The sequence below is a fragment of the Streptomyces sp. NPDC051636 genome (assembly GCF_044453765.1).
Classification (GTDB): domain Bacteria; phylum Actinomycetota; class Actinomycetes; order Streptomycetales; family Streptomycetaceae; genus Streptomyces.
In genome coordinates this window covers 417,462-440,446 of sequence record NZ_JBITDA010000001.1, presented here as the reverse complement: position 1 = coordinate 440,446, position 22,985 = coordinate 417,462, and the positions used below count along the sequence as shown (strand labels likewise).

At 72.5% G+C, this 22,985-nt stretch carries 19 protein-coding genes; 8 read left to right on the top strand and 11 right to left on the bottom strand.

Annotated features, from left to right (window positions below; all coding sequences use genetic code 11):
- Window positions 1-3 precede the first annotated feature (3 nt).
- Window positions 4-726, bottom strand: a complete 723-nt coding sequence (locus ACIBBH_RS02070; RefSeq protein ID WP_399400967.1) for a vWA domain-containing protein — start codon at window positions 724-726, stop codon at window positions 4-6.
- 149 nt (window positions 727-875) lie between these two features.
- Here ACIBBH_RS02070 and ACIBBH_RS02065 point away from each other — a divergent pair, with 149 nt between their 5' ends.
- Window positions 876-1,787, top strand: a complete 912-nt coding sequence (locus ACIBBH_RS02065; protein ID WP_399401470.1) for a rhomboid family intramembrane serine protease — start codon at window positions 876-878, stop codon at window positions 1,785-1,787.
- Window positions 1,788-1,943: 156 nt separating this feature from the next.
- Here the strand turns inward: ACIBBH_RS02065 and ACIBBH_RS02060 are convergent, their stop codons facing one another.
- The 3 genes from ACIBBH_RS02060 to ACIBBH_RS02050 all read right to left on the bottom strand — a co-directional run bounded on the left by ACIBBH_RS02060 (window position 1,944) and on the right by ACIBBH_RS02050 (window position 9,107).
- Window positions 1,944-3,407: a glutamate synthase subunit beta gene (locus tag ACIBBH_RS02060; protein ID WP_399400965.1), complete on the bottom strand. Its 1,464-nt coding sequence runs from the start codon at window positions 3,405-3,407 to the stop codon at window positions 1,944-1,946.
- Entirely contained in the window at window positions 3,400-7,998 is a 4,599-nt protein-coding gene (gene gltB / locus ACIBBH_RS02055; RefSeq protein ID WP_399400963.1) for a glutamate synthase large subunit, read from the bottom strand. The genes ACIBBH_RS02060 and gltB overlap by 8 nt, the downstream gene beginning before the upstream one ends.
- 377 nt (window positions 7,999-8,375) lie before the next feature.
- Window positions 8,376-9,107, bottom strand: a complete 732-nt coding sequence (locus ACIBBH_RS02050; protein ID WP_399400961.1) for a VIT1/CCC1 transporter family protein — start codon at window positions 9,105-9,107, stop codon at window positions 8,376-8,378.
- Window positions 9,108-9,359: 252 nt separating this feature from the next.
- On the opposite strand from ACIBBH_RS02050, the gene ACIBBH_RS02045 reads away from it, so the two are divergent.
- Genes ACIBBH_RS02045 through ACIBBH_RS02015 form a run of 7 tightly spaced genes read left to right on the top strand, consistent with a single transcriptional unit; the run spans window position 9,360 to window position 16,997 of the window.
- Entirely contained in the window at window positions 9,360-10,442 is a 1,083-nt protein-coding gene (locus ACIBBH_RS02045) for an ADP-ribosylglycohydrolase family protein (protein ID WP_399400959.1), read from the top strand.
- Window positions 10,439-11,554: an ADP-ribosylglycohydrolase family protein gene (locus ACIBBH_RS02040; protein WP_399400957.1), complete on the top strand. Its 1,116-nt coding sequence runs from the start codon at window positions 10,439-10,441 to the stop codon at window positions 11,552-11,554. The genes ACIBBH_RS02045 and ACIBBH_RS02040 overlap by 4 nt, the downstream gene beginning before the upstream one ends.
- 8 nt (window positions 11,555-11,562) lie before the next feature.
- Complete coding sequence (locus tag ACIBBH_RS02035) at window positions 11,563-12,738, top strand: ADP-ribosylglycohydrolase family protein (protein ID WP_399400955.1); 1,176 nt, start codon at window positions 11,563-11,565, stop codon at window positions 12,736-12,738.
- The gene (locus tag ACIBBH_RS02030) at window positions 12,726-14,108 is read left to right on the top strand and encodes an ADP-ribosylglycohydrolase family protein (protein WP_399400953.1); all 1,383 of its coding nucleotides are present in this window, start codon (window positions 12,726-12,728) and stop codon (window positions 14,106-14,108) included. Before ACIBBH_RS02035 ends, ACIBBH_RS02030 begins: the two co-directional genes overlap by 13 nt.
- Window positions 14,105-14,998 carry a ribokinase gene (gene rbsK, locus ACIBBH_RS02025; RefSeq protein ID WP_399400952.1) on the top strand — a complete coding sequence of 298 codons (894 nt, stop codon included), beginning with the start codon at window positions 14,105-14,107 and terminating at the stop codon, window positions 14,996-14,998. Before ACIBBH_RS02030 ends, rbsK begins: the two co-directional genes overlap by 4 nt.
- Window positions 14,995-16,188 (top strand): CaiB/BaiF CoA transferase family protein, encoded by a 1,194-nt coding sequence (locus ACIBBH_RS02020; RefSeq protein WP_399400950.1) that lies wholly within the window; start codon window positions 14,995-14,997, stop codon window positions 16,186-16,188. The genes rbsK and ACIBBH_RS02020 overlap by 4 nt, the downstream gene beginning before the upstream one ends.
- On the top strand, window positions 16,185-16,997 hold the full coding sequence (locus ACIBBH_RS02015) for an HpcH/HpaI aldolase/citrate lyase family protein (RefSeq protein WP_399400948.1): 813 nt from the start codon (window positions 16,185-16,187) through the stop codon (window positions 16,995-16,997). Before ACIBBH_RS02020 ends, ACIBBH_RS02015 begins: the two co-directional genes overlap by 4 nt.
- Window positions 16,998-17,051: 54 nt before the next feature.
- Here the strand turns inward: ACIBBH_RS02015 and lgt are convergent, their stop codons facing one another.
- The 7 genes from lgt to ACIBBH_RS01980 form a co-directional block, all read right to left on the bottom strand.
- The gene (gene lgt / locus ACIBBH_RS02010; RefSeq protein WP_399400946.1) at window positions 17,052-18,014 is read right to left on the bottom strand and encodes a prolipoprotein diacylglyceryl transferase; all 963 of its coding nucleotides are present in this window, start codon (window positions 18,012-18,014) and stop codon (window positions 17,052-17,054) included.
- A 114-nt stretch (window positions 18,015-18,128) separates the two neighbouring features.
- Window positions 18,129-18,905: a DsbA family protein gene (locus tag ACIBBH_RS02005; protein ID WP_399400944.1), complete on the bottom strand. Its 777-nt coding sequence runs from the start codon at window positions 18,903-18,905 to the stop codon at window positions 18,129-18,131.
- A gap of 88 nt (window positions 18,906-18,993) precedes the next feature.
- A complete protein-coding gene (gene trpA, locus ACIBBH_RS02000; RefSeq protein WP_399400942.1) occupies window positions 18,994-19,812 on the bottom strand; it encodes a tryptophan synthase subunit alpha in 819 nt (272 codons plus the stop codon).
- The gene (gene trpB, locus ACIBBH_RS01995; RefSeq protein WP_399400940.1) at window positions 19,809-21,092 is read right to left on the bottom strand and encodes a tryptophan synthase subunit beta; all 1,284 of its coding nucleotides are present in this window, start codon (window positions 21,090-21,092) and stop codon (window positions 19,809-19,811) included. The genes trpA and trpB overlap by 4 nt, the downstream gene beginning before the upstream one ends.
- 131 nt (window positions 21,093-21,223) lie before the next feature.
- A complete protein-coding gene (trpM, locus tag ACIBBH_RS01990; RefSeq protein WP_399400938.1) occupies window positions 21,224-21,394 on the bottom strand; it encodes a tryptophan biosynthesis modulator TrpM in 171 nt (56 codons plus the stop codon).
- Between the two features lie 22 nt (window positions 21,395-21,416).
- The gene (trpC, locus tag ACIBBH_RS01985) at window positions 21,417-22,226 is read right to left on the bottom strand and encodes an indole-3-glycerol phosphate synthase TrpC (protein ID WP_399400936.1); all 810 of its coding nucleotides are present in this window, start codon (window positions 22,224-22,226) and stop codon (window positions 21,417-21,419) included.
- A 143-nt stretch (window positions 22,227-22,369) separates the two neighbouring features.
- The gene (locus tag ACIBBH_RS01980) at window positions 22,370-22,819 is read right to left on the bottom strand and encodes a DUF2752 domain-containing protein (protein ID WP_399400934.1); all 450 of its coding nucleotides are present in this window, start codon (window positions 22,817-22,819) and stop codon (window positions 22,370-22,372) included.
- Window positions 22,820-22,985 lie beyond the last annotated feature (166 nt).

The window sequence follows — 22,985 nt, the reverse complement described above, 5'->3', positions numbered from 1 at the left end:
ACATCACCCCCGCACGATGCCCGCGGCCCGCGCGGCCACCAGCCACGTGGGGAACTCGCCCACCAGACGGTCGTACAGCTCCGTGTCCGGCACGGTCCGCGGATCCGTGCCCGCGTGGAAGAAACCGGCGTTGTCGACGGCCCGCTTCTGCGGCACCGCCAGTTCGTCGAGCCTGCGCAGGAACTGGAACTGCTTGCCGCCCGGCTCGCCGAAGCCGATGAACTGCCAGAACAGAGGCAGTTTCGCCGCCTTGCACAGGTACCGTTCCGCGGCGAGCTTGTTGATCGGGCCGCCGTCGGTCTGGAAGACGACGAGGGCGGGATGGCGGGAGCCGCTGTCGAGGTAGTGGTCGATCACGGCGTCCATCGCCAGGTGATAGCTGGTCCTGCCCATGTGCCCGAGTCCGGCCGCGATCCGCTCGACGCGCCCCTGGTGCTCGGCGAGGGAGATGTCGGTGACGGCGTCGACGTCCGTGGAGAAGAACACCACCGGCACCCGCCCGTCGTCGTGCAGATGGGCGGACAGGCCCAGCACGCGGTCGGCGAGCGCCTGCACGCTGCCGTCGTCGTAGTACGGCTTCATGGAACCGGAGTAGTCGACCACCAGGTAGACGGCGGCCCGCAGCCCGTCCAGCCCGTGCCGGGTGAGGGACACCCCGGCGCTCTTGTACAGGCTGACCAGCGCGGGCGCGGTCTGCTCCATCTTGCTGAGACTGATCGCAACCATGACCCCACCTTCCCACCCGGCCCCCGCCGTTCGTTATTTTGTTCGCCGCCGTCCCCACCGGCTCACCCTGTCCCCATCCTCCCGAGGAGCCGGCCGTGGCGTCAGAATCCACCGAGTCCAGCGAGTCCAGCGAGTCCGCCAAGGCCACCGTGCCCGCGGTGACCACCTGCTACCGCCATCCCAAGGTGGAGTCGCACGTCCGCTGCACCCGCTGCGACCGCTACATCTGCCCCGGCTGCATGCGGGAGGCCGCCGTCGGCCACCAGTGCGTGGAGTGCGTGAAGGAGGGCGCGCGGTCGATCCGGCAGGCGCGGACGGCGTTCGGCGGCCGGATCACGGCGGTGCCGCTGGTGACGTACGTCCTCATCGGGCTCAATGTGCTCGCCTACCTGGCCGAGTTGGTGCGCCCGTCGGTCGTGGGCCGGTTCGGGATGCTGGGCGCCGGGCTGCGGGGACCCGACGGCGGCCACTACCTCTGGCAGGATCCCCACCCCTCCGTCCTGCACCCGGAGGGGCTCGCCGGCGGCGAGTGGTACCGGCTGCTCACCGGCGCCTTCCTGCACAGCCCGCCCACCGAGGGGACCTTCGGGATCCTGCACATCGTGATGAACATGGTGTCGCTGTGGAGCATCGGCCGGGTGGTGGAGGCTCAGCTCGGCCGCGTCCGCTACCTCGCCCTGTACCTGCTGTCCGCGTTCGGCGGCTCGGTCCTGGTCCTGCTGATCGCCCCCGAGGACCTCGTGGTCGGCGCGTCCGGCGCGATCTTCGGACTCGGCGCCGCGTACTGGGTCATGGCCCGCCGCCTCGGCGCCGACATGGACACCGTCAACCGCTTCATGGGCGGTCTCCTGCTGTGGCTGCTGATCTCCGCCGGCCTGACCTCCTGGCAGGCCCACCTCGGAGGCCTGCTCGCGGGCGGCGTGGTGACACTGGCGTACGCGTACGCTCCCCGCGACAGCCGCCGTGCACTGGTCCAGGCGGGCGTGTGCGCGAGCCTGCTGGTGCTGCTCCTGGTCCTCACCTGGGCCAAGGTCTCCGCGCTGACGGGCGGATCGGCCTGAGAAAGCGGTCGGCCCGAGAAAAGCGGCGGCGCCTGCCCCAGCGTCCGGTCGGGGACTGGAGGGGCAGGCGCCGTCTCGGGGGGTCTGGGGGAAGTCCCCAGATTCCCGCCCGTACGCCTTTGTACGGGACGTCTGTTGAGGTTTTTTCCTACGGCCTCAGACCGTCAGCGCACGGTCCGTCGGCCGGATCGGGGCCGGCAGGTCGCTCGCGCCGGTGAGGAAGCGGTCGACACCGCGGGCGGCCGAGCGGCCCTCCGCGATGGCCCAGACGATGAGGGACTGGCCGCGGCCGGCGTCGCCGGCGACGAACACGCCCGGCACGTTGGTCTGGAAGTCGGCGTCGCGGGCGATGTTGCCGCGCTCGTCGAGGTCCAGGCCGAACTGGTCGACCAGGCCGTTCTCACGGTCGGTGCCCGTAAAGCCCATGGCGAGGGTGACCAGCTGGGCGGGGATCTTGCGCTCCGTGCCCGGCTTCGGCGTCAGCCTGCCCTCGACGAACTCCACCTCGGTGAGGTGCAGCCACTGGACGTTGCCGTCCTCGTCACCCTCGAAGTGGGTGGTGGAGACGGAGTAGACCCGCTCACCGCCCTCCTCGTGCGCCGAGGTGACCTTGTACAGCATCGGGAAGGTCGGCCACGGCTGGGCGACCGGGTTCCGCTCGTCGTTCGGGCGGGGCATGATCTCCAGCTGCGTCACCGAGGCCGCGCCCTGGCGGTGGGCGGTGCCCACGCAGTCCGCGCCGGTGTCGCCACCGCCGATGACGACGACGTGCTTGCCCTCGGCCGAGATCGGAGGCGCCACGTAGTCGCCTTCCTGGACCTTGTTGGCCAGGGGCAGGTACTCCATGGCCTGGTAGATGCCCTTGAGCTCGCGGCCGGGGACCGGCAGGTCGCGGGCGGTCGTCGCGCCGGCGGCGATGACGATCGCGTCGTACCGCTTCTTCAGGTCCGTGGCCTTGAGGTCGCGGCCGATCTCGATGCCCGTGCGGAAGCGGGTGCCCTCCGCGCGCATCTGCTCGATGCGGCGGTTGATGTGCCGCTTCTCCATCTTGAACTCGGGGATGCCGTAGCGCAGGAGGCCGCCGATGCGGTCCGCGCGCTCGTACACCGCGACCGTGTGGCCGGCCCGGGTCAGCTGCTGGGCGGCGGCCAGGCCCGCCGGGCCCGAGCCGATGACCGCGACCGTCTTCCCGGACAGGCGCTCGGGGATCTGCGGGGCGACGTCACCGGTCTCCCACGCCTTGTCGATGATCGAGACCTCGACGTTCTTGATGGTGACCGGCGGCTGGTTGATGCCCAGCACGCAGGCCGACTCGCACGGAGCGGGGCACAGACGGCCGGTGAACTCCGGGAAGTTGTTCGTCGCGTGCAGGCGCTCGGAGGCGGCCGACCAGTCCTCCCGGTAGGCGTAGTCGTTCCACTCGGGGATCAGGTTCCCCAGCGGACAGCCGTTGTGGCAGAACGGGATGCCGCAGTCCATGCACCGGCTGGCCTGCTTGCTGATGATCGGCAGCAGGGAACCGGGGACGTAGACCTCGTTCCAGTCCTTGACGCGCTCGGCGACGGGGCGGGTCCTGGCGACCTCGCGGCCGTGGTTGAGAAAGCCCTTGGGATCAGCCATTGGTCGCCGCCTCCATCATCTTCTCGGTGATCTCGGTCTCGGTGAGACCGGCTCGCTCGGCGGCGTCCTTGGCGGCGAGCACTGCCTTGTACGTGCTGGGGATGATCTTGCTGAAGCGCTCCACTGCCGTGTCCCAGTCGGCCAGCAGCTTCTGGGCGACCGTCGAGCCGGTCTCCTCGGCGTGGCGGCGCACCACGTCGTGCAGCCACTGCCTGTCGTCGTCGGTCAGCGCCTCGATCGACTGGAGGTTGCCGGCGTTGACGTTGTCGCGGTTCAGGTCGATCACGTACGCGACGCCGCCCGACATGCCGGCCGCGAAGTTGCGGCCCGTCTCGCCGAGGACCACCGCGTGACCACCGGTCATGTACTCGCAGCCGTGGTCGCCCACGCCCTCGGAGACGACCAGCGCGCCGGAGTTGCGGACGCAGAACCGCTCGCCCGTACGACCGCGCAGGAACAGCTCGCCGCCGGTCGCGCCGTACGCGATGGTGTTGCCCGCGATCGTCGAGTACTCGGCGAGGTGGTCGGCGCCCCGGTCGGGACGGACGATGACCCGGCCGCCGGAGAGGCCCTTGCCGACGTAGTCGTTGGCGTCGCCCTCCAGGCGCAGCGTGACACCGCGCGGCAGGAAGGCGCCGAAGGACTGGCCGGCCGAGCCGGTGAAGGTGATGTCGATGGTGTCGTCGGGCAGGCCCGCGCCGCCGAACTTCTTCGTCACCTCGTGGCCGAGCATGGTGCCGACCGTGCGATTGATGTTGCGGATGGCGACCTGGGCGCGCACCGGCTGGGCGTCGGTCGCCGAGTCGGCGGCCAGCGCGTCGGCGGCGAGCTTGATCAGCTCGTTGTCCAGCGCCTTCTCCAGGCCGTGGTCCTGCGCGATCACCTGGTGGCGCACCGCGCCCTCGGGCAGCTCGGGCACGTGGAACAGCGGCTCCAGGTCCAGGCCCTGCGCCTTCCAGTGCTCGACGGCCCGCTGGACGTCGAGGACCTCGGCGTGGCCGACGGCCTCCTCGATGGAGCGGAAGCCCAGCTCCGCGAGCAGCTCGCGGACCTCCTCGGCGATGAAGCGGAAGAAGTTCACGACGAACTCGGCCTTGCCGGCGAAGCGCTCGCGCAGCACCGGGTTCTGGGTGGCGATGCCGACCGGGCAGGTGTCCAGGTGGCAGACGCGCATCATGACGCAGCCGGAGACGACGAGCGGCGCGGTCGCGAAACCGAACTCCTCGGCACCGAGCAGCGCGGCGATGATCACGTCACGGCCGGTCTTCAGCTGGCCGTCGGTCTGCACGACGATGCGGTCGCGCAGGCCGTTCAGCAGCAGCGTCTGCTGGGTCTCGGCGAGGCCGAGCTCCCAGGGGCCGCCCGCGTGCTTCAGCGAGGTGAGGGGCGAAGCACCCGTACCGCCGTCGTGGCCGGAGATGAGCACCACGTCCGCGTGCGCCTTCGACACACCGGCGGCGACCGTGCCGACACCGACCTCCGACACCAGCTTCACGTGAATCCGCGCCTGCGGGTTCGCGTTCTTCAGGTCGTGGATCAGCTGGGCCAGGTCCTCGATGGAGTAGATGTCGTGGTGCGGCGGCGGGGAGATCAGGCCGACACCGGGGGTGCTGTGCCGGGTCTTGGCCACCCACGGGTACACCTTGTGGCCGGGCAGCTGGCCGCCCTCGCCGGGCTTGGCGCCCTGGGCCATCTTGATCTGGATGTCGTCGGCGTTGACCAGGTACTCGGAGGTGACACCGAAGCGGCCGGAGGCGACCTGCTTGATGCTGGACCGGCGCGCCGGGTCGTACAGGCGCTCCGGGTCCTCGCCGCCCTCACCGGTGTTGGACTTGCCGCCCAGCTGGTTCATGGCGATGGCGAGCGTCTCGTGCGCCTCCTTGGAGATGGAGCCGTACGACATGGCGCCCGTGGAGAAACGCTTGACGATCGACGAGACCGGCTCGACCTCCTCGACGGGGATCGGCTGCCGGTCGGACTTGAAGCCGAACAGGCCGCGCAGCGTCATCAGGCGCTCGGACTGCTCGTTCACGCGCTCGGTGTACTTCTTGAAGATGTCGTAGCGGCCGCTGCGCGTGGAGTGCTGGAGGCGGAAGACCGTCTCCGGGTCGAACAGGTGCGGCTCGCCCTCGCGGCGCCACTGGTACTCGCCGCCGATCTCCAGCGCGCGGTGCGCGGGAGCGATGCCGGAGGCGGGGTAGGCCTTGGCGTGCCGGGCGGCGACCTCCTTGGCGATGACGTCGATGCCGACGCCGCCGATCTTGGTGGCCGTGCCGCTGAAGTACTTGTTGACGAACTCCTCGTCGAGACCGACGGCCTCGAAGACCTGCGCGCCGCGGTAGGAGGCGACGGTCGAGATGCCCATCTTGGACATGACCTTCAGCACGCCCTTGCCGAGGGCGTAGATCAGGTTGCGGATGGCCTGCTCGGGCTCGACGCCGGGGAGGAACGTCCCCGCGCGGACCAGGTCCTCGACGGACTCCATCGCCAGGTACGGGTTGACCGCGGCGGCGCCGTAGCCGATGAGCAGGGCGACATGGTGGACCTCGCGGACGTCGCCGGCCTCGACCAGCAGGCCCACCTGGGTGCGCTGCTTGGTGCGGATGAGGTGGTGGTGGACGGCCGCGGTGAGCAGCAGCGACGGGATCGGCGCGTGCTCGGCGTCGGAGTGCCGGTCGGAGAGGACGATCAGGCGGGCGCCGTTCTCGATGGCGGCGTCGGCCTCGGCGCAGATCTCGTCGATGCGCGCGGCGAGCGCCTCACCGCCGCCGGAGACCCGGTACAGGCCGGAGAGGGTCGCGGCCTTGAAGCCGGGCATGTCGCCGTCGGCGTTGATGTGGATGAGCTTGGCCAGCTCGTCGTTGTCGATGACGGGGAAGGGCAGGGTGACCGAGCGGCACGAGGCGGCCGTCGGCTCCAGCAGGTTGCCCTCCGGGCCCAGGGACGAGCGCAGGGAGGTGACCAGCTCCTCGCGGATCGCGTCCAGCGGCGGGTTGGTGACCTGCGCGAACAGCTGGGTGAAGTAGTCGAAGAGCAGGCGCGGGCGCTCGGAGAGGGCCGCGATCGGCGAGTCGGTGCCCATCGAACCGATCGGCTCGGCACCGGTCTTGGCCATCGGCGCCACGATGACGCGCAGCTCCTCCTCGGTGTAGCCGAAGGTCTGCTGGCGGCGGGTGACCGAGGCGTGGGTGTGCACGATGTGCTCGCGCTCGGGCAGGTCGCCCAGCTCGATCTCGCCGGCCTCCAGCCACTCGGCGTACGGCTTCTCGGCGGCGAGGGACGCCTTGATCTCGTCGTCCTCGATGATGCGGTGCTCGGCGGTGTCCACGAGGAACATGCGGCCGGGCTGCAGGCGTCCCTTGCGGACGACCTTGGCGGGGTCGATGTCGAGGACGCCGACCTCGGAGCTGAGGACGACGAGGCCCTCGTCGGTGACCCAGTAGCGGCCGGGGCGCAGGCCGTTGCGGTCGAGCACGGCGCCGACCTGGGTGCCGTCGGTGAAGGTGACGCAGGCCGGGCCGTCCCAGGGCTCCATCATCGTGGAGTGGAACTGGTAGAAGGCGCGCCGGGCCGGGTCCATGGAGTCGTGGTTCTCCCACGCCTCCGGGATCATCATCAGCACGGAGTGCGGCAGCGAACGGCCGCCCAGGTGCAGGAGTTCCAGCACCTCGTCGAAGGACGCCGAGTCGGAGGCGTCGGGCGTGCACACCGGGAAGATGCGCTCGAGGGCCTTCTCGTCGGAGCCGAACAGCTCCGAGACGAGCTGGGACTCGCGGGCGCGCATCCAGTTGCGGTTGCCCTTGACGGTGTTGATCTCACCGTTGTGCGCGACGAAGCGGTACGGGTGTGCGAGCGGCCAGCTCGGGAAGGTGTTCGTGGAGAACCGGGAGTGCACGAGCGCGATCGCGGAGGCGAAGCGGCGGTCGGACAGGTCCGGGAAGAACGGCTCGAGCTGACCGGTGGTCAGCATGCCCTTGTACACGATCGTGCGGGCCGACAGGGACGGGAAGTAGACGTCCGCCTCGCGCTCGGCGCGCTTGCGCAGCACGAAGGCCTTGCGGTCGAGCGCGATGCCCTCGCTCGACCCGTCGGCGACGAAGACCTGCCGGAAGACCGGCATGGTGGACCGGGCGGTGGCGCCCAGGAGTCCGGGGGCGACGGGGACCTCGCGCCAGCCGAGGACGGTGAGGCCCTCCTCGGCGGCGATCGTCTCGATGTGCGAGACGGCGTCCTCGGTCCCGTCCTCCGGCAGGAAGGCGGTGCCGACGGCGTAGGAGCCGGCCGCGGGGAGGTCGAATCCGGCCACCTCGCGGAAGAAGGTGTCCGGCACCTGCGAGAGGATGCCCGCGCCGTCGCCGGAGTCGGGCTCGGAGCCGGTGGCGCCACGGTGTTCGAGGTTGCGCAGAACAGTCAGCGCCTGCTCGACCAGCGCGTGGCTCGCCTCGCCGGTGAGGGTGGCCACGAAGCCGACGCCACAGGCGTCGTGCTCGTTGCGGGGGTCGTACATACCCTGCGCAGCAGGGCGAGCATCCATGAACGACCAGTTCTGGCCATTCGCGGAGTGCTGGGACGGCTGGCGCGGCGTACGCATCGGCTCTCCCGTCGTCGTCATGTGGCATGTGCAGTGCCGAGGGACGACGTTGGCCCTCTGCGTAAGTGCGAAATTTCGTGCAGATTACATGATGGAGCGGTTCTCGGGAACCGGATACTCCGTTCCAACATGCGGACACCGCGGGTGGCGGTGGGGTGCCGCGCACGGCGGCGGAAGTGGGTGGGGCCGAACCGGACACCATCGATCAGATCGGTGTCCATCGGCCCGAGGGGGCGGGAAAAGCGTCGTCACCCACCCCGCGGGTACGCGGCAGGCGTCATTGCCCGCAGCGCTTACGGCTCATGCCCGGTGATTAAGCATTCGAAACCAGCGAGTAACGGCTACTTATGCGGCCCAACGCATAAGTACCGGTCGCATTATCCTACGGCCGTTCCGAACAAGCTGCCCAGGGCGTACGTCACACCGGCCGCCGCACCGCCGAGCGCGAGCTGCCGCAGACCGCTGAACCACCAGGTGCGCGCGGTCACCCTGGCCACCACCGCACCGCAGCCGAACAGCCCGGCGAGCGCCAGCAGCACGGCCGGCCACAGCACGGTCGCGCCCAGCAGGAACGGCAGTACGGGCAGCAGGGCGCCCAGCGCGAAGGACCCGAACGACGACACGGCCGCGACCAGCGGCGAGGGCAGGTCACCGGGGTCGATGCCCAGCTCCTCGCGGGCGTGTATCTCCAGCGCCTGCTCCGGGTCGCGGGACAGCTGCCGGGCCACCTCGCGGGCCAGCTCCGGCTCGACACCGCGCGACTCGTACAGGGCGGCCAGTTCGGCCTCCTCGTCCTGGGGGTGCTTGCGCAGCTCACGGCGCTCGACATCCAGCTCCGCCTCGACGAGCTCGCGCTGCGAGGCGACGGAGGTGTACTCGCCGGCCGCCATGGAGAAGGCACCGGCCGCGAGCCCCGCGAGCCCGGTGATGACAATGGTCTGATGGCCGACGGAGCCACCCGCGACGCCGGTCAGCAGGGCGAGGTTGGAGACCAGGCCGTCCATGGCGCCGAACACGGCGGGGCGCAGCCAGCCGCCGTTGACGTCGCGGTGCGTGTGGTTGTCGCGGTGCGCCTCGTGCAGCACCGCCTCGGTATCGATGATGGCCACGAAGGGTCCCCCAGGAAAGCTTAGCCAAAGCTAACTTTGGACGAGTTCTACTTTTCGACAACACCGAACGTACGCCTCTGATTCCCTCCCCGCCAGCAAGGAAAGGCTGCGCTAACCTGCGGTTTCGACCATGGCGGACCATGCCGGACGGGTGACTTGGCGGCCTCCCAGGCGCTACCGGCCCGCTCCCGTGGCACACCTGAGCAAAGGGCTCCGCGCTCTGGGCGGAGCTCCCCCGGAGGTGAGGCCCGTATGGCATCGATCCGCGAACGGGCGCGCGGCGCGCTGCTCGGCCTGGCCGTCGGGGACGCGCTCGGGGCGCCGGCCGAGAACATGAAGCCCTCCGAGATCCGCGCCCGCTGGGGCCGCATCACCGGGTACGTCGCCGAGAAACCGGCCGGCACGGACGACACCGAGTACGCCATCTTCTCCGGCCTCCTGCTGGCGCGGCACGGCTCCGCGCTCACCCCCGCCCACGTCGACGCGGCCTGGCACGAGTGGATCGCCGACCGCGAGGAGGGCCCCTTCCGGGGCGCCGGGTTCAGCGAGCGCGGCACGCTGGAGAACCTACGGCGGGGCCTGGCCGCCCCCATCTCCGCCCAGCACCGGCACGCCTGGAGCGACGGCCTCGCGATGCGGGCGGCACCCTTCGGGGTGTTCGCGGCGGGCCGCCCCGCCGAGGCGGCCCGGCTGGTGGCGATCGACGGCTCGGTCAGCCACGAGGGCGAGGGCATCTACGGCGGCCAGGCGGTGGCGGCCGGGGTCGCGGCGGCGATGGCGGGCGCCCCGACCGTCGCCGCGGTGGCCGCCGCCCTCGCGGTGGTCCCGGACGACTCCTGGACCGCCCGTTCCCTGCGTCGCGCCGTGGCCGTCGCCCACGGCGGCGAACGCGCTGTCCGATCCGCCGTCGTCATCGGCGGCTACCCCTGGACCGACCTCGCCCCGGAGGCGGTGGCCCTGGCCTTCGGCGCGTACGCGGCGGCCGACGGCGACTTCCGGGAGGCCGTCCTGACCGCGGTCAACATGGGCCGCGACGCCGACACCACGGCCGCGGTGGCGGGCGCCCTGGCAGGCGCGACCCAGGGTGACTCGGCGATCCCGGCCGAATGGGCGGCGGCGATCGGCCCGGCGCGGGGGAGCTGTCTGCCGTCGATGGCGGGGCACCACGTGCTGGACGTGGCGGAACTGCTGACCCCGGCGGAGGGCGGCAAGTGGGGCGCGGACATGGTCGTACCGGACCTCGCAGAGGGATTCCTGCGGGATGCCGTACGGAGGGAAACGCGGGACCCGGCCGCGTACGTCCTCGCCGCCGACCAGGACGAGGTCCGGCCATGACCCGCCGTATCGAGGGCCTGCTGCTCGGACTCGCCGCCGGGGACGCCGCCGGCTGGCCCGCCGCCCGGCATCGGGCCGCGCGGATGCCCGAGTGGACCCGGCGGCTCACCCGCGAGCTGGACACCTTCGCCGAGCAGAACGCGACGACCACGCTCCCGGTGCCGATCGCGCTCAACCAGCCCCCGGAGCCGCTGCGCCTCGGCCCCTCCGACGACGCCGAGTGGGCGGCGTTCGCGGCCGAGGCGGTCCTGCGCGCCGGGGACGACAGCGCGCTCGGGGACCTGAGCCGGGCCCGCCGGATGCGCGCCGCCATCGACCTGACCTGGACCGCCGTCGCCTCCGAGGTCGCCGCGGCCGCCGAACGCGCCCCCGAGGTCGAGTCGGCGGTGCTGCCCCTGCGCGCCCGGATCTCGGTCCGCGCCGGACTCGGCAACCTCGCCGCCGGCCTGCGCCCGCCCGCCACCGGCCACGACAACCCGCACTACTTCGACGACGCGGCCTGCGTACGGGCCTGTGTGCTCGCCGTGGCCCACCCCGGCGACCCGGCCCGCGCCGCCGACCTGGCCGAGTTCGACGCCCGCTACACCCAGGACGGCGACGGCGTGCACGGCGCGCGGGCGATGGCGGCGGCCCTCGCGCTGGCCCTGGCCGGGGCGGATGCCGGGTCCTGTGTGACGGCGGCGCTCGCCGAGCTGCCCGGCGAGACGGAGATCGGCCGCAACACCCGCCACGCGCTGGCCCTCGTCCAGGACACCGACACCGCCTTCGGAATCGTCCCGCTCCTCGAACACCAGATCGTCGACCACGTTTACAGCTACGGCATCGCCGCCGCCGAGACGGTCCCGGTCGCCCTGGCCCTGGCCACCGCGGCACGCGGCCGGATCGGCGAGGCGGTACCCGCCGCGGCCTGCCTGTCCCGGGTCGCCGACTCCGCCCCCGCGCTGGCCGGCGCCCTGACCGGCGCGCTGGGCGGCGGCGAGGCGATCCCACAAGCCTGGCGCGACGCCTGCCGCACCCTCTCCGGCTGCACCCTCCCCCGCCTCACCGGCACCGACCTGGTGGAACTCGCCGAACTCCTGGAAGCCACACAACCGGGCCGACCAGGAGGATGATTCGGGACATGACCCCCAAAGGAGAAGAAGGCAGCGGGGCCGGTCTCGACGAGCGGATCACCGGGGCGCTGGTCGGGGCCGCCGTCGGCGACGCCCTCGGCGGCCCCGTCGAGGGCTACTCCCCCGACCAGATCGCCGAACGCCACGGTGGCCGCGTGCACGGCATCGTCGGGCCGTGGAACGGCGACGCCTGGCGCACCGCCCGCCCGATCGCGCCGTACCACAAGGGCGACGGACACGTCACCGACGACACCTTGATGACGCACGCGCTGGTACGGGTGTACGCGCGGGTCCGCGACCACCTCGACGCGTACGCGATCGCCGACCACCTGGTCCCCGACCTGATGACGAACCCGCGCTGGATCCCGGAACTGGAAGCGGAGGCGCTCCCCCTGCACCGGGTCTTCCTCGCGGAGAAATGGCTCGTGGCCAGGCTGGCCTACGGCCACGTCGACCCCCGGGAGGCGGGCACCGGCAACATCGTCAACTGCGGTGCGGCGATGTACATGGCCCCCGTCGGCCTGGTCAACGCGGCCAATCCCCGGGCCGCGTACGCCGAGGCACTGGACATCGCCGGTGCGCACCAGTCGTCGTACGGCCGTGAGGCGGCCGGCGTCCTCGCGGCGGCGGTGGCGGCGGCGACCGCGCCGGGGGCGACACCGGAGTCGGTGGTCGCCGCGTGCCTGGACCTGGCGAAGGACGGCACGCGGGAGGCGATCGACCGGGTCTGCGAAGCAGCGGTGCGGTACGGGGACTTCGAACCGGCGCTGACACCACTGCGCGAGGCGGTGGCCCCGTACGACACGGTGGGCCCCGACTACCGGTCCCCTTCCCTGGCGGCCCGCCGCCCCTCCCGCCTCCACTCGATCGAGGAACTCCCCATCGCCCTGGGCATGTTGCTGATCTCCGGCGGCGACTACCGCCAGGCGGTCCTGGGTTCGGTCAACTACGGCCGCGACTGCGACTCCATCGCCACGATGGCGGGCGCCCTCGCCGGCGCCCTCGGCTCACCGGTCCCGGACGACTGGTCGAAGACGGTGGCCGAGGCCAGCCGCCTGGACCTGTGGGAACCGGCCCGCACGCTCACGGAGGTGACCCGCGAGGTCTTCGCCCGGGACGTACGACGCCGCCGGTCCCACGAGGCGGCCTTCGCCCAGCTCGGGGGCCCCGGATGCTCCGCCTGACCTGGGTCCAGCCGGAGGACCTGGTGGGCCACGAGCTGCGCCAGGCGGCTCAGGACGGACGCGAGCCCTCGGTGGTCGCGGCGCGGTGGCGGGCGGCGGGGGGCCGAGAGGCGCCGGCAGGGGCGGGGGCGTCGACGGAACCGGCGTCACGGTATCTGCGGCTGCTGGCGGAGGACCTGCTGGACGAACTGGCGGACCTGCCGAGCAGGCTGGCGGAGGACGAGCCGACTGACCTGGCGAGGATCAAGGCCAGCTGCCCGGCTTGGCCCGCTCCACCCGCGCGAACCGCGCGACCCGCCCCCACCCCGCTCGCCCTCGAAGCCGCCTGGCTCGGGCGAGCCGTAGGCTGCCTCCTCGGCAAACCCGTGGAGAAACTCCCCCTCCACGCCATCCGCCGACTCGCCCGGTCCGCCGGCAACTGGCCCCTGAACACCTGGTTCACGGCAAGGGGCGTCCCCGAAGAACTCCTCGAAGCGCACCCCTGGAACCGCCGCTCGGCACAGACCTCCCTCGCCGAGAACATCGACGGCATGCCCGAGGACGACGACCTCAACTACCCCCTCCTCAACCTCCTCCTGCTCCAGCGCCACGGCAAGACCTTCAGCACGACGGACGTGGCGAGGCTCTGGCTCGACGAGCTCCCACCCGGCCGCACCTTCACCGCGGAACGCCTCGCCCACCGCAACCTCCTCACCGGCATCGAACCCCCGCACACGGCCCGCCACCGCAACCCCTTCCGAGAATGGATCGGCGCCCTGATCCGCGCCGACGTCCACGGCTGGACCAACCCGGGCGACCCGGCCACCGCCGCCGAACAGGCCCACCGCGACGCCACCCTCACCCACACCGCCAACGGCGTCTACGCGGCGATGTTCGCCGCCGCCACCATCGCCACCGCCGCCACCGGCACCCACGACATCCACACCTGCCTGAGCGCCGGCCGCGCGGTGATCCCGCCCCGCTCCCGCCTGGCCGCGGCGATCGACCACGCCATCCGGCTCGCCGCGTCCCACGAGGACTTCGACGAGGTCGTGGACGAACTCCACGCCACCCACGCCCCCACCTACCACTGGGTCCACGCCATCCCCAACACCGCCCTGCTCGCCGCCGCCCTCACCCACGCGAACGGCGACTTCACCGGCTCCGTCTGCCGTGCGGTGTCCGGCGGTTGGGACACCGACTCCAACGGAGCCACGGCAGGCAGCGTCGCCGCCCTGCTCGCCGGCTCCCCCACCGCCCTCCCGGACCGGTGGACGTCCCCGCTGAAGAACCGGCTCGCCACATCCGTCGCCGGCTTCGACGGCACCGGTTTCGACACCCTCGCCCACCTCACCCACACGCTCACCCACCCGGAGGTGCCCCGCCCATGACCCACATCGCCGTACTCGGCAGCACGAACATGGACCTGGTCGCGTACGTCGAGAAGCCCCCGCAGCGCGGGGAGACCGTGACGGGGCGGGAGTTCCGTACGATCCCCGGCGGCAAGGGGGCCAACCAGGCGATCGCCGCGGCCCGCGCCGGCGCGACGGTCTCGATGATCGGCGCGGTCGGCAACGACGCCTTCGGCACCCGGCTGCGCTCCACCCTGGAACACTCCGGTGTGGACACCGACAGCCTGCGCACGGTCGAGGGCCCGTCCGGCACCGCGCACATCGTCGTGGACGACGAGGGCGGCAACGCGATCGTCGTGATCCCGGGCGCGAACGGCACCGTCGACCACCTCACCCCCGGTGACGAGGGCGTCATCGCCTCCGCCGACGCGCTGCTCCTCCAGTTGGAGATCCCCTTGGACGGAGTACTCGCGGGCGCGGACGCGGCCCGCCGGCACGGCGTCCGTACGGTCCTCACCCCGGCCCCCGCCCGGCCGCTCCCGCCCGAACTCCTCGCCGCCGTCGACCTGCTGGTGCCCAACGAGTACGAAGCGGCCACCCTGACCGGCCGCACCGACCCGCTCGACGCGGCAGCCGCCCTGCTCGACCAGGTCCCGGAGGTCGTGATCACCCTGGGCGCGGCGGGCGGCCTGTACGTGACCAGGGGCGCCGAACCGCTCGTGTTCGCCGCGCCCCGGGTGACCGCCGTGGACTCCACCGGTGCCGGCGACACCTTCGTCGGCGCCCTCGCGGTGGCCCTCGCCGAGGAGCGGCCGGTGCGCGAGGCGCTGACCTGGGCGGCCGCGGCGGCCGCGATCTCCGTCCAGCGGGAGGGGGCGTCGGCTTCGATGCCGTACCGCCCGGAGATCGAGGCGCAGTACACCGCATGAGTACTCCACAACCCCTCAGCGGTCTGCGCGTCCTCGATCTCGCCACCCTCTTCGCCGGCCCCCTGGCCGCCACCCTGCTCGGCGACTTCGGGGCCGAGGTCATCAAGGTCGAGCACCCGGCGAAGCCCGACGCCTCCCGCGGGCACGGCCCGGCGAAGCAGGGTGTCGGCCTGTGGTGGAAGCTGCTCGGCCGCAACAAGCGCACGATGACGCTGGACCTGTCCAAGCCGGGCGGCCGGACCACCCTCCTGCGGCTGGCCGCCACCGCAGACGTCGTGATCGAGAACTTCCGCCCCGGCACCCTGGAGAAGTGGGACCTCGGCTGGGCGGAGCTGTCCGCCGCCAACCCGGGGCTGGTCCTCACCCGGGTCACCGCGTTCGGCCAGTTCGGCCCCTACGCCCACCGTCCGGGCTTCGGGACGCTCGCGGAGGCGATGTGCGGCTTCGCCGCGATCACCGGGGAACCGGACGCGCCGCCGACGCTGCCGCCGTTCGGCCTCGCGGACTCCATCGCGGGTCTGGCGACGGCGTACGCCGTCATGACCGCGCTCGCGGCCCGGGACCGCACCGGCACCGGCCAGGTCGTCGACATGGCGATCATCGAGCCGATCCTGACCGTCCTCGGCCCGCAGCCCACCTGGTACGACCAGCTGGGATACGTGCAGGAACGCACCGGCAACCGGTCCGCCAACAACGCCCCGCGCAACACCTACCGCACGGCCGACGGCACCTGGGTCGCCGTGTCCACGTCCGCCCAGTCGGTCGCGGAACGGGTGATGCGCCTGGTGGGCAGGCCGGAGCTGGTCGACGAGCCGTGGTTCGCGACCGGCGCCGACCGGGCCGCGCACGCCGACGTGCTGGACGAGGCGGTCGGCGGCTGGATCGCCGGGCGCACCCGCACCGAGGTCCTGGCGGCCTTCGAGAAGGCGGAGGCCGCGGTGGCGGAGATCCAGGACGTACGGGGCGTGCTGGCCGACCCGCAGTACCAGGCGCTGGACACCGTCACCACCGTCGACGACCCGGAGCTCGGCCCGCTGCGCATGCAGAACGTCCTCTTCCGGCTGTCCGCCACGCCCGGCGCGATCCGCTGGGCGGGCCGTCCGCACGGCGCGGACACCGAGGCCGTCCTGACCGAGCTGGGGCTGACCGCGGACGAGCTGCGCGCCCTGCGCGAGGAGGGCGCCCTGTGAGCCCGTTCCCGCTGACCTGGCTGTACGCCCCCGGCGACCGCCCGCACGTGGTCGCCAAGGCGGTGGCCTCGGGCGCCGATGTCGTGGTGGCCGACCTGGAGGACGCGGTCGCCCCCGACCGCAAGGCGTACGCCCGCGCGGCCACGGCCGAGCTGCTGTCCGATCCCCAGCCGGTTCCGGTGCACGTCCGGGTGAACGCCCTGGACGGGCCGTGGGCGGCGGCGGACGTCCTGGCGGTGGCCGCGCTGCCGGGTGTGGCCGGGCTGCGGCTGCCGAAGGTGACGTCGGCGCAGGCCGTGGTGGGCGTCGCGAAGCGGACCGCGCTGCCCCTGTTCGCCCTGCTGGAGACCGCGCTGGGCATCGAGCGGGCCTACGGCGTCGCCGCCGCCCACCCGTCGCTGCGGGGCATCGCCCTGGGCGAGGCGGACCTGCGGGCCGACCTCGGCGTACGGGACGACGCGGGCCTCGACTGGTGCCGCTCCCGGGTGGTCGTCGCCGCGCGTGCGGCGGGGCTGCAACCGCCGCCCCAGTCGGTCCACCCCGACATCCGCGATCTGGAGGGCCTGGCGGCCTCCTGCGCCCACGGCCGCGCCCTGGGCTTCCTCGGCCGGGCCGCGATTCACCCGCGGCAGCTTCCGGTGATCGAGCGGGCGTATCTCCCCACGCCGGCGGAGATCGAGCAGGCGGAGACGATCATCAAGGCGGCGGCAACGGGCCAGGGCGCCCTGGCCCTTCCCGACGGCCGCTTCGTCGACGCGGCGGTGGTGGCGGCGGCCCAGCGAACCTTGTCGCTGGCGCGCAGGGGGTGAACGCGGAGGGCGCCCGTGAAACCCCGGGCGCCCTCCGTGTCGTACACCGCGCTGTCAGCTCTTCTTCGTCGCCGGCTCGGTCTCGTCCTTCGCCTCCACGGCATCCGGCCCGGCCTTGTCCTTCGCCTCCACGGCATCCGGCCCGGCCTCGTCCCCGGCCCCGGTCTCGGCCCCGGTCTCCCCGTCGGCCGAACCGTCGGAGACACCCGGTTCCACCACCGCTTCCCGCCCCGGCCGCTTCTTCGCCGACACCACGATGTACACCACCGCGAGCAGGAACACGATCATCGCGGTCCAGTCGTTGAGCCTGAGGCCCAGGATGTGGTGGGCGTCGTCGACGCGCATGTACTCGATCCAGCCGCGGCCCACGCAGTACGCGGCGACGTACAGGGCGAACGCGCGGCCGTGGCCCAGTTCGAAGCGGCGGTCGGCCCAGATGACCAGGAAGCCGACGCCGACGCACCACAGGGACTCGTACAGGAACGTCGGGTGGTAGTAGCCCGGCACCCGGCCGCCCTCGGAGGAGGTGATGTGCAGCGCCCACGGAAGGTGCGTCTCGCGCCCGTACAGCTCCTGGTTGAACCAGTTGCCCCAGCGGCCGACGGCCTGGGCGAAGGCGATGCCGGGCGCGATGGCGTCGGCGTACGCGGGCAGCGGGATGCCCCGGCGCCGGCAGCCGATCCACGCGCCGACCGCGCCGAGCGCGATCGCGCCCCAGATGCCGAGACCGCCCTGCCACACCTTGAAGGCGTCCACCCAGTCACGGCCCTCGCTGAAGTACAGCTCGTAGTCCGTGATCACGTGGTAGAGCCGGCCGCCGACCAGGCCGAAGGGCACGGCCCAGACCGCGATGTCGGCCACCGTGCCGGCCCGCCCGCCGCGGGCGACCCAGCGCCTGTTGCCGAGCCAGACGGCAACGAAGACGCCGATGATGATGCAGAACGCATAGCCGCGCAGCGGAATGGGGCCGAGGTGGATCACCCCGCGCGACGGGCTGGGAATGTAGGCAAGTTCCATGGCAGGGTCGACGCTACCGTGCCGGGCCGGGCGCGCGGCAGGCAGCCCGGCTACGGGTGCGTAACAGGGGTGTGAGAAACGCGTGGCCCTGGCCGGCTCTCGTCCGCGGCCGGCTCATCCCTTGTCGGCCGCCTCCACCATCTGCTTCAGCTTCGCCGGGGTCATCGTCCGGTCCTCGACGATGTTCTTGCCGCCCAGCAGCACGGTCGGCGTGCCGGTGAAGCCGCCGGCCTGGAAGGCCTTGTTGGACTTCACCACCCAGCTGGTGTGCGTGCCGTCGTTGACACACGTGCGGAAGGCCGCCGTGTCGAGACCGGGGACCTTGCCCGCCAGCTCGATCAGCTTGGCGTCGCTGCCGTAGGCGTCGTCCGTCTCCTTGGGCTGGTTCTCGTACAGCACGTCGTGGTACGCGCGGAACTTCCCGGCGTCCTGAGCGCAGGCCGCGGCGTTGGCCGCGCGGCGGGAGCCGCTGCCGCGGAGGTTGCCGTCGATCAGCGTGACCAGGTGGTACTCGATTCTGAGCTTCCCGGCGTCGGTCAGCTCGTGAAGCGTCGGCCGGTACACCGTCTCGAAGGCCTGGCAGGCCGGGCAGCGGAAGTCCTCCCACACCGTGAGCGTCGGCTTGGCGCCGTCCTTGCCGACCGGGATGGCGAGACTGTCCTTGCCCTGCGCCCCAGAAGGCGCCACCACCGGGCCCGCCTTGTCGCCGCCCTTGTCCTTGCCCGCGTTGGCGGCGACCACGCCGATCACCGCCGCGAGGCCCAGGACGCAGACGACGCTCGCGCCGACGATCAGCGCGCGCCGTCGCTTCTCCGCGGACTTCTGCTTCTCGCGCTCGACCGCCAGCCGCTCCCGGGCGGTGCGCTTTCCATCACGGTTCTTCTCGCTCACACCCCCAGAACGAACCGGGGAGGCGCAGCGCGCCTCCCCGGCCCCAGGTCCACCCCTTCGAGTGACCGAATGATCACGTACCGCCGCGTCACGCCTGGCCGCGCACGCCCTTCGCCAGCTCACCGGCGAGCGCGCGGACAGCCTCGAGACCCGCCGCGTCGTCCGGCGCGTCCAGCATCCGCTTGACGAAGGCCGAGCCGACGATCACGCCGTCGGCGAAGCCGGCGACCTCGGCGGCCTGCTCGGCGTTGGAGACGCCGAGCCCGACGCAGACGGGCAGGTCGGTGCCGGTGGCCCGGGTGCGCTCCACCAGGTCCTGGGCCTGCGCGCCGACCGATTCGCGGGTGCCGGTGACGCCCATCAGCGAGGCCGCGTAGACGAAGCCGCTGCCCGCCGCGGTGATCCGGGCGAGCCGCTCGTCCTTGCTGCTCGGCGCCACGACGAAGACCGTCGCGAGGCCGTGCTTGTCGGCGTGCTCGCGCCACAGCGCCGACTCCTGGACGGGCAGGTCGGGCAGGATGCAGCCCGCGCCGCCCGCCTCGGCCAGCTCGGCGGTGAAGCGTTCGACGCCGTAGCGGTCGATGGGGTTCCAGTACGTCATCACGAGCACCGGCTTACCGGTGGCGTCGTACGTCTCCCGGACCGTCCGCATGACGTCGGCGATCTTGACTCCGCCGCGCAGCGCGATGTCGTCGGCGGTCTGGATGACCGGGCCGTCCAGGACCGGGTCGCTGTGCGGCAGACCGACCTCGACGACATCGGCGCCGCCGTCGAAGACGGCCTTGATCGCCTCGATGCCGCCGTCCACGGTCGGGAACCCCGCCGGGAGGTAGGCGATGAGCGCGGACCGCTCCTCCGCCTTGGCGGCGGCGAGGGTGTCCGACAGCAGCTGAATGTTCCCGCTCACTTGGCGTCCCCCTCGATCTCGGCGGTGTCGGCCGCGTTGGCGGCGACCTCGGCGTCGGTGTCGTACAGCCCGAAGTAGCGGGCGGCCGTGTCCATGTCCTTGTCACCGCGGCCGGAGAGGTTGACGACGATCAGCCCGTCCTTGCCCAGCTCCCTGCCGACCTCCAAGGCGCCCGCGAGGGCGTGCGCGCTCTCGATGGCCGGGATGATGCCCTCGGTGCGCGACAGCAGGCGCAGGGCCTGCATGGCCGCGTCGTCGGTGACCGCGCGGTACTCGCCGCGGCCCGAGTCCTTGAGGTAGGAGTGCTCGGGCCCGATGCCCGGGTAGTCCAGACCGGCCGAGATCGAGTACGGCTCGGTGATCTGGCCCTCCTCGTCCTGCAGGACGTAGGACCGGGAGCCATGCAGGATGCCGGGCTCGCCCGCGGTCAGGGTCGCCGCGTGCTCCCCGGTCTCGACGCCGTGGCCCGCGGGCTCGCAGCCGATGAGCCGCACGCCCTCGTCCGGGATGAAGGCGTGGAAGAGACCGATGGCGTTGGAGCCGCCGCCGACGCAGGCGATGGCGGCGTCGGGGAGACGGCCGGCGCGCTCCAGGAGCTGGCGGCGGGCCTCGACGCCGATCACGCGGTGGAAGTCGCGGACCATGGCCGGGAAGGGGTGCGGACCGGCGACCGTGCCGAACAGGTAGTGGGTGTGGTCGACGTTGGCCACCCAGTCGCGGAACGCCTCGTTGATCGCGTCCTTCAGCGTGCGGCTGCCCGACTTCACGGCGACGACCTCGGCGCCGAGCATGCGCATGCGGGCCACGTTGAGGGCCTGGCGCTTGGTGTCGATCTCGCCCATGTAGATGGTGCACTCGAGGCCGAACAGGGCGCAGGCGGTGGCCGTGGCGACGCCGTGCTGGCCGGCGCCGGTCTCGGCGATGACGCGGGTCTTGCCCATGCGCTTGGTGAGCAGGGCCTGGCCGAGCACGTTGTTGATCTTGTGGGAGCCGGTGTGGTTCAGGTCCTCGCGCTTGAGGAAGACGCGGGCGCCACCGGCGTGTTCGGCGAATCTCGGCACCTCGGTGAGGGCGCTGGGCCGGCCGGTGTAGTGGACGAGCAGGTCGTCGAGCTCGCGGGCGAACTCGGGGTCGGCCTTCGCCTTGTCGTACTCGACGGCGACCTCGTCCACGGCGGCGACGAGCGCCTCCGGGATGAACTTGCCGCCGAACTCACCGAAGTAGCCTTCGGCGCTGGGGAGTTGACCCTCCGGGTCGGGAATGAAGAACTCGCTGGGCATGCGGAAACCTCACGGTGAGTGTGGGAAGACTGATCGCCGTGGGGGCGGGGGTTGTCAGTCGGCCGCGGGCCGAGTGTGGCTTGTCGCGCCCACGCGGCGGAGCCGCATGATCGGGTACAGCCCCGCGCCCCTTAAGGGGCGCACCATCGCCGTCCGTTTACCTGCCCGGGCTCGTCACCGATGACGTACCGCACCCTGCGGCCGTGCACCCGGCGTGCGGGCGCGCGGCAGCCACGCGGGCGGCAGCCCCGCGCGAGGCGGGCGTACCGGTCCACGGCCGTCACGGTGAGCGAGAGAGTCATCGGCGCCAACTCTACCGGGAGATCAGCCCCGGCCGTGCCGCAGTGCGGGGTGCTCGCCGGCCGCCACCAGGTCGGAGACCGCCGCCCTGGGGTCGCGGCCGGTGACGAGGGACTCGCCGACCAGCACCGCGTCGGCGCCCGCGTTGGCGTAGGCGATGAGGTCGTGCGGGCCGCGGACGCCGGACTCGGCGACCTTGACGATGTGGTCCGGGATCTCCGGCGCGACGCTTTCGAACGTCCCGCGGTCGACCTCGAGCGTCTTGAGGTTGCGCGCGTTGACGCCGATCACCTTGGCGCCCGCGTCCACCGCGCGCTCGACCTCGTCCTCGTCGTGCACCTCGACGAGCGGGGTGAGACCGATGGAGACGGCGCGCTCGATCAGCGACTCCAGGGCCGGCTGGTCGAGGGCGGCGACGATCAGCAGCGCGAGGTCGGCGCCGTACGCCCGGGCCTCCCACAGCTGGTACGACGTGACGATGAAGTCCTTGCGCAGGACCGGGATGTCCACACGGGCCCGGACCGCCTCCAGGTCGGCCAGCGAGCCGCCGAAGCGGCGCTGCTCGGTGAGGACCGAGATGACGGCCGCGCCGCCCGCCTCGTAGTCCGCGGCGAGCCCGGCCGGGTCGGCGATCGCGGCCAGCGCGCCCTTGGAGGGGCTGGAGCGCTTGACCTCGCAGATGACTTTGACGCCCTCGCCGCGCAGCGCGGCCACACCGTCCTTGGCGGCGGGAGCCTTCGCCGCGCGCTCCTTGAGCTCGTCGAGGCTGACGCGCGCCTGCCGCTCCGCGAGGTCGGCACGGACTCCGTCGATGATCTCGTCGAGCACACTCACGCGAGCGGCCCCCTTCCAGACGGTTCTTCCAGGCGGTTGAGAATCCATTGAAAACCCATGGTCACTGCGATGGTATCCGGAGGAGGGCCGAGGCCTCGCATCCGGTTGACGCCGATCCCACCACCTGGACGTTCACCGGCCGGTCAAGGGTGCAGCCAGCCGCCGAACGGCAGGTTCCGGACCACGGTGAAGACCAGCAGCAACGCCCCGGCGGCCCACAGCTGCGCCGGTGCCGGGTCGATCCGCAGGGGCCGTCCGCGTACCGCGCGGACCACCCACACGGTCCACAGCGCCGCGAAGTCCAGGTAGCCGGCCACGGCCGCCGCGTTGTCCTGGAGCGCGGTGAGCAGGTCCCCGTGGACGAAGGCGTGCGCGCTGCGCAGGCCGCCGCAGCCGGGGCAGTACAGGCCGGTGTAGCGCAGCAGGGGGCACACCGGGTAGTGGCCGGGCTGGTTGGGGTCGACGGCCCCGACGTATGCGAAAGCTCCGGCGACGGCGGTGAGGATGCCGGCGGGCACGGCCAGCCGTCCCCGCCGGGCGGCGGGCGGGGCTGTGCCCGGGGCGCTGGGGCTGTCGGCGTTCACGCCTCGCATTCTGCCCCGTAAGGGCCGCACGCGCGCGAGGGGCGGGCGGCCCCCGGGGGGGGGCGGCCGCCCCCCGGGCGGAGGCGGGGGAGCCCGGCGCAGCCCACGACGCGCGCCCGCGCGCGGGGCGCGGCCGCGGCGGGGGGGCCCCCCCCGGGCGGCGGGATAGGGGGGC

Excerpts from the sequence above, each read along its gene's own strand:
- ACIBBH_RS02070 (WP_399400967.1), bottom strand. The coding sequence starts at position 726 with ATGGTTGCGATCAGTCTCAGCAAGATGGAGCAGACCGCGCCCGCGCTG.
- ACIBBH_RS02060 (WP_399400965.1), bottom strand. The coding sequence starts at position 3,407 with ATGGCTGATCCCAAGGGCTTTCTCAACCACGGCCGCGAGGTCGCCAGG.
- gltB (WP_399400963.1), bottom strand. The coding sequence starts at position 7,998 with ATGCGTACGCCGCGCCAGCCGTCCCAGCACTCCGCGAATGGCCAGAAC.
- ACIBBH_RS02045 (WP_399400959.1), top strand. The coding sequence starts at position 9,360 with ATGGCATCGATCCGCGAACGGGCGCGCGGCGCGCTGCTCGGCCTGGCC.
- ACIBBH_RS02040 (WP_399400957.1), top strand. The coding sequence starts at position 10,439 with ATGACCCGCCGTATCGAGGGCCTGCTGCTCGGACTCGCCGCCGGGGAC.
- ACIBBH_RS02035 (WP_399400955.1), top strand. The coding sequence starts at position 11,563 with ATGACCCCCAAAGGAGAAGAAGGCAGCGGGGCCGGTCTCGACGAGCGG.
- ACIBBH_RS02030 (WP_399400953.1), top strand. The coding sequence starts at position 12,726 with ATGCTCCGCCTGACCTGGGTCCAGCCGGAGGACCTGGTGGGCCACGAG.
- rbsK (WP_399400952.1), top strand. The coding sequence starts at position 14,105 with ATGACCCACATCGCCGTACTCGGCAGCACGAACATGGACCTGGTCGCG.
- ACIBBH_RS02020 (WP_399400950.1), top strand. The coding sequence starts at position 14,995 with ATGAGTACTCCACAACCCCTCAGCGGTCTGCGCGTCCTCGATCTCGCC.
- lgt (WP_399400946.1), bottom strand. The coding sequence starts at position 18,014 with ATGGAACTTGCCTACATTCCCAGCCCGTCGCGCGGGGTGATCCACCTC.
- trpB (WP_399400940.1), bottom strand. The coding sequence starts at position 21,092 with ATGCCCAGCGAGTTCTTCATTCCCGACCCGGAGGGTCAACTCCCCAGC.
- trpM (WP_399400938.1), bottom strand. The coding sequence starts at position 21,394 with ATGACTCTCTCGCTCACCGTGACGGCCGTGGACCGGTACGCCCGCCTC.
- ACIBBH_RS01980 (WP_399400934.1), bottom strand. The coding sequence starts at position 22,819 with ATGCGAGGCGTGAACGCCGACAGCCCCAGCGCCCCGGGCACAGCCCCG.